Raw genomic sequence first — 17,621 nt, forward strand, 5'->3', positions numbered from 1 at the left:
TGTTACACGAGCGGGCCGGTGACCTCCTCCGCGGCCCGCACCAGGCCGCCGCTCCGCACGAACTCCTCGGCCGCCGCCAGGTCCGGGGCCAGGAAACGGTCCTCGCCCGCGCCCCGGACACCCGCCGCGCGGGCCGCGTCCACCACCGCGCGCGCCGCCGGCCCGGGCTCCAGCCCGGGCGAGCCGGGCGAGCGCGGTGCGGCGCGCAGTTCCAGGGCGCGGGTGGCCGCGTACAGCTCCACGGCGACCACCCGGGTCAGAGCGTCCACCGCGGTGCGCAGCTTGCGCGCGGCCGACCAGCCCATGGAGACGTGGTCCTCCTGCATGGCGGAGGACGGGATGGAGTCGGCGGAGGCCGGGACGGCCAGCCGCTTCAGTTCGCCGACCAGCGCGGCCTGGGTGTACTGGGCGATCATCAGGCCGGAGTCCACGCCCGGGTCGGCGGCCAGGAAGGGCGGCAGGCCGTGCGAGCGGTTCTTGTCCAGCAGCCGGTCGGTGCGGCGCTCGCAGATCGAGGCCAGGTCGGCGGCGGCGATGGCCAGGAAGTCCAGCACGTAGGCGACCGGGGCGCCGTGGAAGTTGCCGTTGGACTCCACCCGTCCGCCGCCGTCCGGGGACAGCAGCACCACGGGGTTGTCGACGGCGGCGGCGAGTTCGCGTTCGGCCACGGTGCGGGCGTGCGCCAGGGTGTCCCGGCCGGCGCCGGTGACCTGCGGGGCGCAGCGCACCGAGTAGGCGTCCTGGACCCGGGGCGCGTCGTCCTGGTGATGGCCGGTCAGTCCCGAACCGGCGAGCACCTTGCGCATGTTGGCGGCGCTGTCGGCCTGTCCGGGGTGCGGGCGGATGGTGTGCAGTTCGGGGGCGAGCACCTTGTCGGTGCCGAGCAGCGCCTCCAGGGTGAGGGCGGCGGCGATGTCCGCGGAGGTGAACAGCCGGGCCAGGTCGGCGCAGGCCAGGGTGAGCATGCCGAGCATCCCGTCGGTGCCGTTGAGCAGCGCCAGGCCCTCCTTCTCGCGCAGCTCCAGCGGGGCGATGCCGTGGGCGGCGAGGAGTTCGGCGGCCGGGCGCACCGTGCCGTCGGGGCCCTCGGCCTCGCCCTCTCCGAGGAGGGTGAGGGCGCAGTGCGACAGCGGGGCGAGGTCGCCGGAGCAGCCGAGTGAGCCGTATTCGCGGACGACGGGCGTGATCCCGGCGTTGAGCACCGCGGCCATGGCGGCGGCCACCTCGGGGCGGACGCCGGTGTGGCCGGAGGCGAGGGTCTTCAGGCGCAGGAACATCAGCGCGCGGACCACCTCCCGCTCCACGGGAGGGCCCATGCCGGCGGCGTGCGAGCGGACGATGTTGCGCTGGAGGCGGGCGCGGAGCGACGGCGGGATGTGGCGCACGGCGAGGGCGCCGAAGCCGGTGGAGACGCCGTAGACCGGTTCGGGCCCGGCGGCCAGGTCGTCCACCACCCGGCGGGCGGCGGCGAGCGCGTCGAGCGCCGGACGGGACAGTTCCACCCGGGCGCCGTGGCGGGCCACGGCGACCACGTCGTCCAGCGAGACCCCGGAGGGGCCGAGCACCACATGCATAGCCATATTCAGAACCTTACGTCCTGAATCAATCCCCACTCCAGGCGCCCCCGCGCCGGCCGCACCGGAACCTGCGGCAGGACCGGAACCTGCGGCAGGACCGGAGCCGGGACCGGAAGCAGTCTCCGGACCGGGACCGGGACCGGGACGGGAAGCGGGGGCGGGACGGGAAGCGGGGGCGGGCCCCGAGCCGGGACCGGGAGCGGGTTTCCGGCCGGAGGCCGGAGCAGGCCCCGCGTCCGGGAGACGGCCGGGCCCCGGGCCGGAGGCCCTGCCGGGCAGGCGGACCTCCCCCAGCCCGTGCCGCTTCAGCGGCGCGGCCCCGGCCGTCCCCGGAACCGGCCCCTCGTCCGCCCGCACCGCCGTGCCCTGCGCCGGGTGCCCCGCCGTGGCGGTGCCCGGCAGCGGGACGTCCCCCAGCCCGTGGTGCTTGAGCGGGGGACCCCCCGTGGGCCTGGCCGGGCGCGAGCGGAACGCGCGGCGCTCGGGGGACGCGGCCCGGGCGGTGTCGGCCAGCCGGCGGACCTCCCGCCCGGCCAGCACCGGCCCGGCGGAACGGGCCGCCTTGGCCCGGTACTGGGCGGCGTCCGCCAGCCGGAACAGCCGCCCGCCGGAGCGCAGCGGCCCGATGTCCGCGCCGGTGGAGGCGATGCCGCAGGCCACGCCCTCCCCCAGCCCCAGGCCGGCGGCGCGCTCGCACACCTCATCGGCGACCCGCACCACCTCGGCGGTGGCCGGCCCGACCGCGATCAGGCAGAACTCGTCCCCGCCCAGGCGGGCGGCGAGCGCGCCCGGAAGCTGCGCACCGCACCGGGAAAGCACCGAGCCGAATCGTTCCAGCAGGCGGTCGCCGGTGCCGTGGCCCAGGGTGTCGTTGACCTGCTTGAGGCCGTTGACGTCGCAGACCACCAGGCTGATCACGGCGCCGCTGCGGCGGTGCTCGGCCACCGCCTCGTCCAGCCGGGCGTCGACGGCACGGCGGTTGGCCAGGCCGGTGAGCGGATCGGTGAAGGCCAGCCGCCGCACCTCGGCCAGCCGCTCGTGCTGCATCAGCCCGGAGGCGGCGACCGCGGCCAGCACCGAGGCGAATTCCGCGTCCGCCCTGCCGAACGCGGCCTCGTCCCGGCCGCGCGCCACGTACAGCTCCCCCCAGGCACGGTCGTGCAGCACGATGGGCGCGACCACGCAGCTCCCGCGTCCGCGGCGGCGCAGCGCAGCGCCCCGTCGCGGGCAGTGCCGGCCCGGGCCCAGCCGCTGCCCGTCGGCGGTCTCGACCCAGGCGGCGGGCGGCAGTTCGGTGATGTCCGGGAACTCGTGCACCGGATAGGACTCGTCGGCGGGGAACTGCTCCTCGCCCTCGGCCAGCTCACCGGTGTTGACCAGCACCCGGAGTCTGCCGCGCTCCCGTTCCCAGGCGGAGACCGCGGCGAAGGAGCCGTGCAGGGCGTGGCGGGCGGCGTCCGCGGCGTCACGGGCGGCATCGGGCAGTTCCCGCGCCGAGGCCATCCGCTGCGCCAGTTCCACCACGGCCTGCAACCGGCGGTCTTCAGTCATAGCCCAAGGCTAGGAGGGTTTGACCCGTTTCGCGGCTTACCGTGGAGGAAGCCCCCCATATCCCGCACACCGGCAGGGGCGGCCGCCACGGCCCGCGGCGACGCTCCGGACACGCGCGGCGAGGTCAGGGCGTGGGCCAGACGGGGTCGCGCTTCTCGTTGAAGGCGGCCACGCCCTCGGCGCGGTCGGGCGAGAACGCCGCGGTACGCCAGGCGGCGTCCTCGATCTCCAGGCCGGTCGCCAGGTCCTGGCCCCAGCCGGTGCGCAGGGCGCGCTTGGCCGCGCGCACGCCGACCGGGGAATTGGCGGCGATCCGGGCGGCCAGCGCCAGTGCCTCGGCGCGGGCCCGGCCCGGCGGCGTCAGCCGGTCGACGAGCCCCAGTTCCCGCGCCTCGGCGGCCTCCACCCGCCGGCCGGTGAAGATCAGCTCCGCCGCCCGGGCGGCGCCCACCCGGCGCGGCAGCAGCTGTGTGCCGCCGCCACCCGGGATCACCCCGACCGTGACCTCGGGCAGCCCCAGCACCGCGGTCTCGTCCGCGACGATCAGGTCGCAGGACAGCGCCAGCTCGCAGCCGCCGCCCAGGGCGAAGCCGTGCACGGCGGCGATGGCCGGCACCGGCAGTGCCAGCACCCCGCCGTACGCGGCGCGGGCCACCGGCCGCTGGGCGGCGAGTTCGGCGTCGCTGAGCGCGTTGCGCTCCTTCAGGTCGGCGCCGACGCAGAAGGCGCGCCCGGCGGTGGAGGTCAGCACCACCACCCGCACCGTGCCGTCCGCGGAGAGCTCGGCGCAGGCCGCGCCGATCGCCCGGGCCAGTGCGGTGGAGACGGCGTTCATCGCCCGGGGCCGGTCCAGCACCAGCTCGGCGATGCCGTTCCCGGGCCCCTGGCGGCGGACCGCCACCCACTCTCCGTATCGAACCTCATCGGGCTGGCCGTCGGTGCCGGTCACGGGGCCTCCTGTTCTCCAGGTCCGCTGCTCCAGGTCCGCCTGGTTAACGAGCGCTCACTAGTGCCTGCCCGGCATCATCGCATGCCCCCCGCGGCCCGTCAGCCGCGGCCGCGGCGGGTGAGCAGCCAGGGCTCGATGATGCCCAGCCCCCGGACGGGCCTGCGGTAGAGCGGCTGGAGTGCGTAGCGGTACCCGGCCGCCCGCGGATCGCCCGCGTCGGTCTCCTTCTCCGAGTACGGGGCGGCCCCGGCCGAGGTCAGCTCCTCCCGCATGGCGTCGTCCACCAGCACCATGTCCTTCGGCGCTATGGAGGTGAGCCGGCTGGCCAGATTGACCGTGGTGCCGAAGACGTCTCCCATCCGGGTGGTCACCGTGCCGAAGGCCATGCCCACCCGCAGCTCCGGCATGGTCGGGTTCTCCGCCATGGTCTCCACCAGGCGCAGCCCGATCTCCGCGGCGATCCCGGCGTCGTCCGCGGTGAACAGCACCTCGTCGCCCAGCGTCTTGATCAGCCGGCCGCCCTCGGCCGCCACCTGGTCGGCGGCCGTGGTCTCGAAGGTCTCCACCAGCTCGCCGAGCTGCTCCTCCTCCAGCCGGCGGGTCAGCCGGGTGAAGCCGACCAGGTCCGCGAAACCGACGGCCAGCCGCCGGTCCACCATCTCGACGTCGTCCTGGGCCTGCACCACCCGCCCGGCCGCCGCCGCGAGCTGCCGCCGCCAGACATAGACCAGGAACTCCTCAAGCTCCGGCAGCAACAGCTCGACCAGCGGATATGCCACCTCGGTGCGGGTCATGCCGGGCTCCGGCGGCTCGGTCAGCGCCTCCAGGAAGGAATCGATCTGCCAGTCGGCCAGCCGGGCCGTGGTCTGGCCGGTGGACCGGGCCACCTGCACCGCCATGGACTCGCTCAGCAGCCCGGCCTCCACCAGCCCGGCCAGCCGCCGCAGGGCCAGCACATCGGCCTCGGTCAGCGCCTTGGCCTGGCCGATGTCGGGGAAACCCATGGCCCGCCAGAAGCGGGCGGCCAGATCCATCGGCACATCGGCCGCGCGGGCCGCCTGGTAGGGGGTGTACTGGCGCTCGTAGCCGACGATGAGCCGCTCCATGCGGAGCGCGATGTTCTCGTCGTCCTCCTCGGCGCCGGCTCCGGCGAAACCGCCGCTGCCGCCTCCGCTGCCGCTGCCGCTGCCGCCTCCGCCGGCACCCCCGCCGGCCGCCCCGGTGCCGTCCGGGTCCGCACCGGGCGGGGTCTCGCGCGCCGGGCCGCCCTCAGTCGGTTCCGCCACGGCCACCGCCCGCCTTCGCCAGAGTGGGAGTCTCCGCGCTGCGCACTTGCCCTACCGTTCCGCTCCCCCGCGCCCTGCGCGCGGTGTCACCGCCCCACCCTACGGCAGGTGTGCCGTATCTCACGCCCCCGAAGCCGGTCCCCGGCATGCGGCGCACGGGCCGTGCGGCAACGCCCGCCAGGCGGCGCGTACCCGGCCGGGCAACCGCACAAGCCCGCACGTCAGATGCTTTGCGGGTGCCCATCGCGGGCCGGGAGCCGGTCAGCCGGCGTCGGGACGGAGATGGACGATGTCGGCCGCGGCGACGGGCTGCTGCACGCCCTGTGCCGAGGCGATCACCAGCCGCCCGTCGCCGTCCAGCGCGACCGCCTCGCCGCGCAGCTCGTCACCGCCGGGCAGCAGCGCCCGCACCCGCCGGCCCAGGGTGGAGCATCCGGACGCGTACGCCTCCAGCAGGCCGGAGGCGGCCGGGTCGCCGCCCTCCGCCGTCCACCGCTCGTACCAGTCGGCCAGTGCGCGCAGCACCGCCCGCAGCAGCGGGTCCCGGTCGGTCACCGGTGCCCCGGCCAGCAGCAGCGAGCCCGCCTGCGCCACCGGCAGCTCGTCGGCGCGCAGCGAGACGTTGATGCCCATGCCCAGCACCACCGCGGCGGTGCCGTCCGCCAGGGCGGTGCGCTCGGCCAGGATGCCGCCCAGCTTCCGTTCCGTGCCCCCGACGGTGACGAGCAGGTCGTTGGGCCACTTCAGGGCCACCTCCACGCCCGCCACCCGGCTCAGCCCGCTCGCCGCCGCCACCCCGGCGAGCAGCGGCAGCCAGCCCCAGCGGTCCTCGGGCACGGCCGGCCCGGGGGTGAGCAGCACCGAGCAGAACAGCCCCGAGCGGGCCGGGGCGTTCCAGGTCCGGCCCAGCCGGCCCCGCCCCTGGGTCTGCTCCTCGGCGGCCAGCACCGCGCCGGCCGCGGCATGGCCCCGGCGTGCCCGCTCGCGCAGATCGGCGTTGGTGGAGCCGGTGACCTCGGCCACCTCCAGCCGGGTCCACAGGCTGTCCTCGGTGATCAGGGCCCGGCGCAGGGCCGCGGGGTTCAGCGGCGGCCGTTCCAGATCGGACCAGCGTCCGGACGGTCCGGAGGGGTCATAGGGACCGGAAGGGGGAGGAGTCATGGGGCAAGCCTAGAAGCCGGCCGCCACCGGGTGTGGCCAACGCCGCACTGTGCACCGTGCCCGTCAGGGCTACCCTACGGAGCAACCTACGGATCAGTAGCCCCCGACGACGAGGAGCCGCAGCCCGTGTCCGAGCAGGAGTTCCAGCCTGACCTTCATTCGACCGCGGGCAAGCTCGCCGACTACGAGCGCCGCGTGGACGAGGCGATCAACGCCGGCTCGGCCCGCGCCGTGGAGAAGCAGCACGCCAAGGGCAAGCTGACCGCGCGCGAGCGGGTGGCGCTGCTGCTGGACGAGGGCTCGTTCACCGAACTGGACGAATTCGCCCGGCACCGCTCCACCAATTTCGGGATCGAGAAGAACCGCCCCTACGGCGACGGCGTCGTCACCGGCTACGGCACCGTGGACGGCCGCCCGGTGTGCGTGTACTCGCAGGACTTCACCGTCTTCGGCGGCTCGCTGGGCGAGGTGTACGGCGAGAAGATCGTCAAGGTCATGGACTTCGCCATGAAGACCGGCTGCCCGGTGATCGGCATCAACGACGGCGGCGGGGCGCGCATCCAGGAGGGTGTGGTGGCGCTCGGCCTGTTCGCGGAGATCTTCCGCCGCAATGTGCACGCCTCCGGGGTGGTGCCGCAGATCTCGCTGATCATGGGCCCGTGCGCGGGCGGTGCGGTCTACTCCCCGGCGATCACGGACTTCACCGTGATGGTGGACCGCACCTCGCACATGTTCATCACCGGCCCGGACGTGATCAAGACGGTGACCGGTGAGGACGTCGGCTTCGAGGAGCTGGGCGGCGCCCGCACCCACAACACCACCTCGGGCGTGGCCCACTACATGGCGGGCGACGAGAAGGACGCCGTCGACTACGTGCGTGCCCTGCTGTCCTACCTGCCGTCCAACAATCTCTCCGAGCCGCCGTCCTTCCCGGAGCAGGCGAGCCTGGAGATCAGCGACACCGACCGGGAGCTGGACACCCTGATCCCGGATTCCGCCAACCAGCCGTACGACATGCACCGGGCCATCGAACACGTGCTGGACGACGGGGAGTTCCTGGAGACCCAGCAGCTGTTCGCGCCCAACATGATCACCGGCTTCGGGCGGGTCGAGGGCCGTCCCGTGGGCGTGGTCGCCAACCAGCCGCTGCAGTTCGCCGGCTGCCTGGACATCGACGCCTCCGAGAAGGCGGCCCGCTTCGTGCGCACCTGCGACGCCTTCAACGTCCCGGTGCTGACCTTCGTGGACGTGCCCGGCTTCCTGCCCGGCACCGACCAGGAGTACGGCGGCATCATCCGCCGCGGCGCCAAACTGATCTACGCCTACGCCGAGGCGACGGTGCCGCTGATCACGGTGATCACCCGCAAGGCGTTCGGCGGCGCCTACGACGTGATGGGCTCCAAGCACCTGGGCGCCGACCTCAACCTGGCCTGGCCGACGGCCCAGGTGGCGGTGATGGGCGCGCAGGGCGCGGTGAACATCCTGCACCGGCGCCGGCTGGCCGCGGTGCAGGGGGAGACGGAGCGCGAGACGCTGCGCGCCGACCTCACCCGGGAGTACGAGGAGGCCCTGCTCAACCCGTATGTGGCGGCCGAACGCGGGTATGTGGACGCGGTGATCATGCCGCACGAGACCCGGCGGGCGGTCGTGCGCGGGCTGCGGGCGCTGCGCACCAAGCGGGAGCAGCTCCCGCCCAAGAAGCACGGCAACATCCCGCTCTGACCGGCGGGCACGGCGGCACGGCGGCACGGCGGTCACGGCAACGGCGGCACGGCAGTACGGCAGGCACGGCGGAGAGAGCACGGAGGCCCCGATGAGCGGTTCCAGCACAGCCGAGACGCGGACGGCCGGCCCGGCCGTGGTGCGGGTGGTGCGCGGCAATCCCACCCCGGAGGAGCTGGCCGCCGCCATGGCGGTGGTCCAGGCCCGGATGGCGGCCGTGGCCGCCGCCTCCGGCGAGGAGCCGCCCCGGGCCCTGCCGGTCTGGTCCGACCCGGCCCGTACCGTCCCCGGCCGTCCCCCGGCTCCCGGCCCGGACGCCTGGCGCACCAGCTTCTGGCCCGCCTGAGCCGCCACGTCCCCCGCCGGATGCCCGGATGCCCGGATGCCCGGATATGCCCGGGCCGTCCGGCACATCTGAGTAGGAGTACTCAGGCGCACGGCCGTCCGTTCCGGCAGCATCGACGCATGCTGTGGTCGGATCTGGGCGAGGACGGAGAACCCGCCGTCCGGATGTCCCGGGAGCAGCGGGCCGCGCGGGCCATGCTGCGGCGCGCGGGCTGGGTGATCGCCGTGGCGATGGTCCTCGCCGCGGTGCTGCTGCGGCCCTTCGGCGCCTGACGCCGCCGCGTCCGGTCCCGCGCCCCGCCCGCCGCCGGGCCGGGCCCGCTGCGGGACCGGACGTCTCGCACACATCGCCGGCACCGGTACGCCACCCTCCTGTTGCCGCTCGGCTCTCGACATCGACCGCCCCAACCCTGTGTAGTGAGAACCCAGTTGCCCACCGCGGGGAGGGGAGGGCGGTGAGGCCCCTGCCGCGGTGCGCGGTCCGTCAACCGCATCGAGCCACCAGGGGATCTCTTGCCCGACATCAAGAACAGAACCGCATACCGGACGGCCGCGGCGGCCCTCGCCGCGGCCTGCGCATTAGCACTCGTCTCCGCCGCCGGCCCCGCGAACGCGGCCGGCCCCGACGCCGCCCGCGCGGACACGGCCCATGCCCGGCCGTCCGCCACCGCCACCGCCACCGGCGCCGGGACCGGCACCGCGGTTCCGCTGATCACCGGCGACCGGGTCCTGCTCGGCCCCGACGGCCGGGTCACCGGACTGCTGCGGGCCGAAGGGCGGGAGCACATACCCGTCCGCGTCCTGCCGCCCGACGCCACCGGCGACATCCACGTCCTGCCGCTGGACGCGCTGCCCCTCATCGAGGCCGGCACGCTGGACCAGCGGCTTTTCAATGTCACCGAACTGAGCCGGGAGGAGTACGCGGCCACCGGCGGGGTGCCGCTGATCGTCACGTACACCGACGGCACCCGCCGGGCCGGCCGGGCCCGGCAGGAGCTGCACCAGGATGCCGGCCCCGAAGTCCGGGCCGAGCTGGAGAGCCTGGACGGCGAGGCGCTGGTGGTGGACGACGACGAGACCGCCGACGCCTGGCGGGCGCTGACCGACGCGGAGGCCGGTGCGGCCGCCCCGGGCATCGCCGGCATCACGCTGGACGGACTCCAGCGGGTGCTGCTGGACCGCAGCACCGGCCAGATCGGCGCGCCCTCCGCCTGGGCGGCCGGCCTGGACGGCACCGGCGTGGCCGTCGCCGTGCTGGACACCGGGGTCAGCACCGGCCACGGCGACTTCGAGGACAAGCTGCTCGCCGAGGCGGACTTCACCGGCGGTGACGACCCGGGCGACCAGTTCGGCCACGGCACCCATGTGGCGTCGATCGCGCTCGGCACCGGGGCCCGCTCCGGCGGCACCTACCGGGGCGTCGCCCCCGGGGCCGGCCTGCTCAACGGCAAGGTGCTCGACGCCGAGGGCAACGGCTTCGAGTCCCAGGTGATCGAGGGCATGGAATGGGCGGTGGACCAGGGCGCCGACATCGTCAACATGAGCCTGGGGTGGCCCTGGGTGGAGGGCGCCGACCCGCTGGGCGAGGCGATGGACCGGATCACCGCCGAGACCGATGTGCTGTTCGTCGTCGCGGCCGGCAATGAGGGCTTCGACGGCGCCGGGAGCCTGCGCACCCCGGCGACCTCCGAGGGCGCCCTCACCGTGGGTGCCGTGGACCGCGACGACCGGCTGGCCGACTTCTCCTCGCGCGGCCCGCGGCGGGTCGACGGCGCGCCCAAGCCGGACCTCACCGCGCCCGGGGTGGACATCGCCGCCGCGGCAGCGCCGGGCAGCCTCGTGGAGGCGGCCGGCGAGAGCGTCGCCGACGGCTATGTGGCCATCCCCGGCACCTCCATGGCGGCGCCGCATGTGGCCGGGGCGGCGGCGCTGCTGGCGCAGGCGCACCCGGAGTGGAACGACGAGCAGCTCAAGTCCGCGCTGCTGGGCTCCGCGCTGCCGCTGGCGGGCTACTCCGTCTTCGAGGCGGGGGCCGGGAGGCTGGATCTGGCCCGTGCGATGGAGCAGCGGGTGACGGCCGGTCCGGCCTCGCTGTACTTCGGGCGGGTGGAATACCCGCATGACACCGCCGACCCTGTGGTGCGCGATCTGGCCTACACCAACACCGGCGCCACCGACATCACCCTGGACCTGTCGGCCGACGGCATCGGCCCGCGGGGCGGTCCCGCCCCCGAGGGCATGTTCACCGTCTCCCCGGAGCGGGTGACCGTACCGGCCGGCGGCACGGCCACCGTCCGGGTCACCGCCGACACCGCGCCCGGCGGCGAGGTCTACGGCGGCTACACGGTGTTCGTCACCGCCGAGGGCGACGGCCAGCGGGTGCGCACCGCGGGCGCGGTGCACCGCGAGCCGGAGAAGGCGGAGCTGACCATCGCTGCCACCGGCCGGGACGGCGAGCCCGCCGCCTGGTGGCAGGCCACCGTCACCGACCTGGCCACCGGCGAGATGCTGACCGTCCACGGCGGGCCGGGGGCCGCCGGCCGGCGGCTGCCGGTCGGCGAGTACCTGGTGGAGACGCTGATTCACCACGGTGACCCCGCGGACCCGGCTCCGCTCGGCACCGACCTGCTGGTGCGGCCGTATCTGTCCCTGGAGGCGGACACCACCGTGGAGTTCTCCGCGGAGAAGGCCGGGGAGATGGTGCTCACCATGCCGGATTCCCGGCTCGGAACGCCCGACCTGTCGATGTTCTACGAACTGTCCGACGACTCCGGGTCCCGGTTCCCGGTCCAGGGCCAGCACTTCCTCGGCGAGCTGCCCGAGGGGGTGCGCACCGCCCAGGTCGGGGACGTCCCGCCGGGCTGGTCGCTGTCCTCCGGGGTCAGCGCCTACTGGGACCTGCCGGAGGCCGGCCGGGAGTACATCGATTACCACGCCCGGGAGGACGGCTTCTACACCGGCCTGGAGCAGCACACCCGCAAGCGGGATCTGGCGAAGGTCACCACCCGCATCGGCAGCAGCGTCGAGGGCAAGCAGGGTGTGGTCTACACCTCGCCGGATGCGGCCGGCGGCCTGGTGGCCGGCCGGGAGCGGCCGCTGCCGCAGGTCTCCGATGTGTGGCTGCGGGCCGCCGGTACCGGGTGGCACCAGTCGTTTCTCCAGTTCGAGGACGATTTCCTGGAGGTGATCTCGACCGCCAGGGAGGAGAGGTTCCGGCCGGGCGGGAGCTACCTCCGCACCTTCAATACCGGGGTGATGGGGCCGACGCTGCGGGACAAGGACGGCAGGCTCGGCATCAGGCGCTCGGGCGACACCCTCTCCGTCCTCATCTCTCCCACCGCGGACGGCTCCGGCCGGCTCGACTCCGCCGAGTTCGACTCCGCGGAGACCGTGCTCTACCGCAACGGCGAGGTGTGGGCGAGGGTGCCGCTGCCGCTGCCGTGGACGGAGTTCGAGGTGCCGCCGGAGGAGGCCGAGTACCGGCTGGTGCACACCCTCAGCCGCAAGGACACGGGGGTCGCCGCGGTGACCACCGAGGCGGTGCTGGACTACACCTTCACCTCCGCCCGTGCGGACGGACCGGAGAGGGTGCCGGTCCCGGTCAGCGCGGTGCGCTTCACCCCGCATCTGGCGCTGGACTCCACCTCGCCCGGCGGCAGGAAGGTCAAGGTGCCGCTGAGCGTGGAGGGGTCGGCCTCCGGCGGCAACCTCGACTCGCTGGCCGTGGAGGTCTCCTTCGACCGCGGTGAGACCTGGCAGGACCTCACGGTCCGCAGGAACAGGGTGACCGTGACCAACCCGCCCGCCGGGGGCAGCGTCTCCTTCCGGGCCACCGTCACCGACAAGCAGGGCAACACCTCGGCGCAGACCCTGATCGACGCCTACCTCACNCTGGCCGTGGAGGTCTCCTTCGACCGCGGTGAGACCTGGCAGGACCTCACGGTCCGCAGGAACAGGGTGACCGTGACCAACCCGCCCGCCGGGGGCAGCGTCTCCTTCCGGGCCACCGTCACCGACAAGCAGGGCAACACCTCGGCGCAGACCCTGATCGACGCCTACCTCACGCGCTGACACAGAAGCTGCACACACCGCACAATGCCCGCACATCACGGCGGCCCGCCCCGGTCCGGCACCGGGGCGGGCCGCCCGGCGTGCGGCAACACCCAAACCTGGGTCATCAGGTGTTTCCACAACCTTCAAGATCGGCCGCACCCCTGGGCGGAGGCCCTCATTCCGCCACTGACAAGGCAACTTACTGAGTATGTTAAATGGCGGGCGGGGAACGGTTACTGGGGGTCCCCGCCATGTGCTGAAACACACTCACAGGGGGTACCTTGCGCAATCACCGGAAACCGGCGAGCGGCGTCGCCGTCGCGATCGTCACCGCGCTGGCGCTCACCGCGGGAATCACCTCCGCGGCCGCCTCGCCCCAGGGGGGCACGCTCCAGGAGGGCCGGGACCCGTCGGGCCCGGCCCGCTCCGGAGCCCACCAGATCACACTCGTCACCGGCGACCGGGTCCTGGTCGACGCACAGGGCCAGGTCGCCGGCCTGCTGCGGGCCGAGGGACGGGAGGGCATACCCGTCCGGGTCCTCGAAACCGAGGACGGNGGCATACCCGTCCGGGTCCTCGAAACCGAGGACGGCGTCCACGTGCTGCCGCTGGACGTGCTGCCGATGCTTGCCGACGGCACACTCGACCGGCGGCTTTTCCATGTCACCGAACTGAGCCGCGAGCAGTACCGGGAAGCCGGCGGCGTGCCGCTGATCGTCACCTGGGACAGCGGCTCCGCCGGGACCCGGAGCGATCTCCACCGGCAGGCCGGACCCGAGGTCCGGGCCGAGCTGGAGACGATCGACGGCGAGGCGCTGCTGATCGACGAGGAGCGGACCCACGCCGCCTGGGAGGCACTGACCGACCCGGCGGACGGCACCGCGGACGGCACCCGCACCGCCGGGGTGCCCGCCACCGGGCCCGCGCCGGGCGTGGCGGCCATCTCGCTGGACGGTGTCCAGCAGGCCGCGCTGGACACCAGCACCGCGCAGATCGGCGCCCCGGACGCCTGGGCGGCCGGTCTGGACGGCACCGGCGTGACCATCGCCGTGCTGGACACCGGCATCGACACCGGCCACGGCGACTTCGAGGACAAGGTGGTGGCCGAGGCCAACTTCACCGACGCGCCCTCCACCGACGACCTGTTCGGCCACGGCACCCACGTGGCCTCCATCGCGGCCGGCACCGGCGCCCGCTCCGGCGGCACCCACCAGGGCGTCGCCCCCGGCGCCGCCCTGCTCAACGGCAAGGTCCTCGACGACGACGGCTCGGGCTTCGACTCACAGATCATCGACGGCATGGAATGGGCCGTCGAACAGGGCGCCGACATCATCAACATNCGCCGCCGGCAACGGTGGTCCCGGAACGGGCACCATCGCCTCTCCCGGCACCGCCGACGCGGCGCTGACCGTGGGCGCGGTGGACGACGACGACGAGCCGGCGTTCTTCTCCTCCGCCGGACCGCGCCCGCGCGACGGTGCCCTCAAACCCGACCTCACCGCACCGGGCGTGGACATCGGCGCCGCCGCGGCCGAAGGCAGCACCATCGCACAGGAAGGCGAACCCGTGGCCGACGGCTACGTCGCCATCTCCGGCACCTCCATGGCCGCCCCGCACGCCGCCGGCGCCGCCGCCGTCCTGGCCCAGCAACACCCCGACTGGACCGGACAGCAGATCAAAGCCGCCCTGACCGGCTCCACCCTGAGCCTGGAAGGCCACTCCGCCTACCAGACCGGCTCCGGCCGGCTGGACCTCTCACGCGCCCTGGAACAACAAGTGATCACCCAGCCCGGCACCCTCTCCTTCGGCGCGGTGCCCCACCCCCACGACACCGCCGAACCGGTCACCCGCGACCTCACCTACCACAACCTCGGCGACACCGACATCACCCTGCACCTCACCACCGAAGGGCTCAACCCCGAAGGCGAACCCGCCCCCGACGGCATGTTCACCCTCTCCACCGGACACATCACCGTCCCCGCAGGCGGCACCACCACCGTCCAGGTCACCGCCGACACCACCCCCGGCGGCGAACTCCACGGCGGCTACAGCCTCTTCATCACCGCCCAGGGCGACGGCCAGACCATCCGCACCGCCGCCGCCGTCGACCGCGAACCCGAGAAATTCACCCTCACCGTGAACGCCGTCGACCGCGCGGGCAGCCCCGCCGACTGGGCCCAGGNGGTCACCGCCGACACCACCCCCGGCGGCGAACTCCACGGCGGCTACAGCCTCTTCATCACCGCCCAGGGCGACGGCCAGACCATCCGCACCGCCGCCGCCGTCGACCGCGAACCCGAGAAATTCACCCTCACCGTGAACGCCGTCGACCGCGCGGGCAGCCCCGCCGACTGGGCCCAGGTGGTCATCGTCGACCTGGAGACCTACGACTTCCACTACCCGCCCGTGACCGGCGGTTCCGTCAGCATGCGGCTGCCCGAGTCGGACTACACGGTCGAGAGCCTGATTCTCGACGGCGAGCAGGAGGAGTTCCAGCTGAACGGGCTGGACCTGCTGATGACTCCGCCGTTCCGGCTCACCGGGGACACCGCGCTGGAGCACTCCGCGCAGGAGGCCGAGGAGGTGTCGATGTCGGTCTTCGACGACGACGCCGGCATGCGCTCCCTGGGCGTGGAGTACACCGTGTCCGGCGAGGAGTCGGCACTGGGCAGCGGAATCGTCGTGGACAGCCTGCCCGGCGGCCTGCGCACCGCCCAGGTCGGCGAGCCGGCGGACAACTGGTCGGTGCGGTCCTCGGCCGCGGCCGAGTTCGAGCGCCCGGACGCCCCGGTCGAGTACCACTCCCTCGCCTTCCACGAGGGCGGCCTCTTCACCGGCCTCACCGATCATCTGCGCCGCAAGGAGGCGGCCAAGGTGGTCTCCCGGATGGGCACCTCGGTGCCCGGCAAGGAAGGCGCGCTGTTCACCTTCGCGGCCGGGGTGGGCTTCGCCTCGGCCACGGGCCAGGAGCTGCCGCAGGTGCGCGACATCTATGTGGAGGCCGCGGGCACCGCGTGGGCGCAGGAGTTCGTCCAAGGGCCGGACTTCGAGGTCTACTCCGCCGGTGAAATGGAGACCTTCCGCGCGGGGAAGACCTATGTCCGCACCTTCAACACCGGTGTGATGGGCCCGACCGTCGGCGCGGAGGGCGGCATCTTCCGCTACGACAACTACCTCTATGCCGGCATTCCGTACTTCGCGGACGGCCCGGGCCGGTACAGCGACAGCCTGTTCGACTCCGCGGAGACCGTGCTCTACCGCAACGGCGAGGAGTGGGCGCGCCATGACTCCCCGCTGAGCTGGGTCGACTTCGAGGTGCCCGCGGAGGAGGCCGAGTACCGGCTGGTGTCCACGGTCAGCCGCAAGGACGCGGGGGTCGCCGCGGTGACCACCGAGGTGGTGCTCGACTACACCTTCACCTCGGCCCGGCCGGAGAACGAGGAGGAGGCGGTCCCGCTCGCCTCCAGCGCGGTGCGGTTCAACCCCTCGCTGAGGCTGGACTCCACCTCGCCCGGCGGCAGGAAGGTCAAGGTGCCGCTGAGCGTGGAGGGGTCGGCCTCCGGCGGCAACCTGGACTCACTGGCCGTGGAGGTCTCCTTCGACCGCGGTGAGACCTGGCAGGACCTCACGGTCCGCAGGAACAGGGTGACCGTGACCAACCCGCCCGCCGGGGGCAGCGTCTCCTTCCGGGCCACCGTCACCGACAAGCAGGGCAACACCTCGGCGCAGACCCTGATCGACGCCTACCNCTGGCCGTGGAGGTCTCCTTCGACCGCGGTGAGACCTGGCAGGACCTCACGGTCCGCAGGAACAGGGTGACCGTGACCAACCCGCCCGCCGGGGGCAGCGTCTCCTTCCGGGCCACCGTCACCGACAAGCAGGGCAACACCTCGGCGCAGACCCTGATCGACGCCTACCTCACCCGGTAACCGGACACTCCTGCAACCGCTACAACACCCGCACAGCACGGCGGCCCGCCGGAGCACCCCGCTCCGGCGGGCCGTCCACGTGCGCGGATGCCCGGAGGATTCCTTCGCATACGTCCCCGCGATGTTCACAGACGCAACTCATGCACCGGAGCCCGGGGACCGGCGGGGTTCCAGGCCGCCCGCGGCGGACACATACTCCGCAGGACAGAGATGCGGGAGCGCTCCCATGCCGATCGGAACACCGACCGACCCACACATCCTCCAGGGGGTACCGGTGCGTACCAGAAGGAAACCGGCGGGAATCATCGCGGCCGTCGCCGTCGCCGTCACCGCGCTCGTGGCGTCCACGGGGCCGCCCTCCCCGGTGACCGCCTCGCCCTCCTCCGGACCACACCCGCTCGCCGACGCCGCCCGGTCCGGCGGCACCCGCATCCCGCTGGTCACCGGCGACCAGGTGCTGACGGACGCCGAGGGCCGGGTGACCGGCCTGCTGCGGGCCCCGGGGCGGGAAGACATCCCGGTCCGTGTCCTGGACTCCGGCACGGCNGTCCGTGTCCTGGACTCCGGCACGGCCGTCCACGTGCTGCCGCTGGACGTGCTGCCGATGCTGGAGAACGGCACCCTGGACCGGCGGCTGTTCGACGTCACCGAGCTCAGCCGCGAGGAGTACACCGCGGCCGGCGGCCTGCCGGTGATCGTCCGCTACACCGAGGGCCCCAGCGCCCGGGAGGTCCTGCACGAGGAGGCCCGGCCCGAGGTCCGGGCCGAGCTGGAGTCCCTCAACGCCGAGGCCCTGCTGCTCTCCGGCAGTGTGACCGCCGCCGCCTGGGAGGCACTCACCGACCGCCGCGGCGCCACCGGCACCGGGGGCGGGCTCTCCTCCAGGGCCGCGCCGGGCGTGGCGGCCATCTCGCTGGACGGTGTCCAGCAGGCCGCGCTGGACACCAGCACCGCGCAGATCGGCGCCCCGGACGCCTGGGCGGCCGGTCTGGACGGCACCGGCGTGACCATCGCCGTGCTGGACACCGGCATCGACACCGGCCACGGC

General features: G+C 74.0%; 8 protein-coding genes and 2 pseudogenes. 5 read left to right on the plus strand and 5 right to left on the minus strand.

The window, feature by feature from the left end; all coding sequences use genetic code 11:
- Positions 1-2 precede the first annotated feature (2 nt).
- The 5 genes and pseudogenes from hutH to GQS09_RS08110 all read right to left on the minus strand — a co-directional run bounded on the left by hutH (position 3) and on the right by GQS09_RS08110 (position 6,524).
- Positions 3-1,574 carry a histidine ammonia-lyase gene (gene hutH, locus GQS09_RS29225; RefSeq protein ID WP_243761220.1) on the minus strand — a complete coding sequence of 524 codons (1,572 nt, stop codon included), beginning with the start codon at positions 1,572-1,574 and terminating at the stop codon, positions 3-5.
- 570 nt (positions 1,575-2,144) lie between these two features.
- A pseudogene (locus tag GQS09_RS29230) lies at positions 2,145-3,128 on the minus strand (diguanylate cyclase domain-containing protein); the annotation flags it as partial.
- Positions 3,129-3,252: 124 nt separating this feature from the next.
- Complete coding sequence (locus tag GQS09_RS08100; RefSeq protein WP_313896044.1) at positions 3,253-4,077, minus strand: enoyl-CoA hydratase-related protein; 825 nt, start codon at positions 4,075-4,077, stop codon at positions 3,253-3,255.
- A 98-nt stretch (positions 4,078-4,175) separates the two neighbouring features.
- A complete protein-coding gene (locus GQS09_RS08105) occupies positions 4,176-5,363 on the minus strand; it encodes an adenylate/guanylate cyclase domain-containing protein (protein ID WP_165985314.1) in 1,188 nt (395 codons plus the stop codon).
- Positions 5,364-5,624: 261 nt separating this feature from the next.
- Positions 5,625-6,524 (minus strand): biotin--[acetyl-CoA-carboxylase] ligase, encoded by a 900-nt coding sequence (locus tag GQS09_RS08110; protein ID WP_165985315.1) that lies wholly within the window; start codon positions 6,522-6,524, stop codon positions 5,625-5,627.
- Between the two features lie 126 nt (positions 6,525-6,650).
- Here GQS09_RS08110 and GQS09_RS08115 point away from each other — a divergent pair, with 126 nt between their 5' ends.
- The 5 genes and pseudogenes from GQS09_RS08115 to GQS09_RS30315 all read left to right on the plus strand — a co-directional run bounded on the left by GQS09_RS08115 (position 6,651) and on the right by GQS09_RS30315 (position 16,463).
- Positions 6,651-8,246 carry an acyl-CoA carboxylase subunit beta gene (locus GQS09_RS08115; protein ID WP_165985316.1) on the plus strand — a complete coding sequence of 532 codons (1,596 nt, stop codon included), beginning with the start codon at positions 6,651-6,653 and terminating at the stop codon, positions 8,244-8,246.
- A gap of 136 nt (positions 8,247-8,382) precedes the next feature.
- Entirely contained in the window at positions 8,383-8,592 is a 210-nt protein-coding gene (locus GQS09_RS08120) for an acyl-CoA carboxylase subunit epsilon (RefSeq protein WP_165985323.1), read from the plus strand.
- A gap of 119 nt (positions 8,593-8,711) precedes the next feature.
- Positions 8,712-8,864 (plus strand): morphogenic membrane protein MmpB, encoded by a 153-nt coding sequence (gene mmpB, locus GQS09_RS08125; RefSeq protein ID WP_165985317.1) that lies wholly within the window; start codon positions 8,712-8,714, stop codon positions 8,862-8,864.
- A 240-nt stretch (positions 8,865-9,104) separates the two neighbouring features.
- The gene (locus tag GQS09_RS30310) at positions 9,105-12,662 is read left to right on the plus strand and encodes a S8 family serine peptidase (protein WP_165985318.1); all 3,558 of its coding nucleotides are present in this window, start codon (positions 9,105-9,107) and stop codon (positions 12,660-12,662) included.
- 1,031 nt (positions 12,663-13,693) lie between these two features.
- Positions 13,694-16,463, plus strand: a pseudogene (locus GQS09_RS30315) (S8 family serine peptidase).
- Positions 16,464-17,621 lie beyond the last annotated feature (1,158 nt).

This window comes from Streptomyces sp. YIM 98790 (genome assembly GCF_011421595.1).
Classification (GTDB): domain Bacteria; phylum Actinomycetota; class Actinomycetes; order Streptomycetales; family Streptomycetaceae; genus Streptomyces.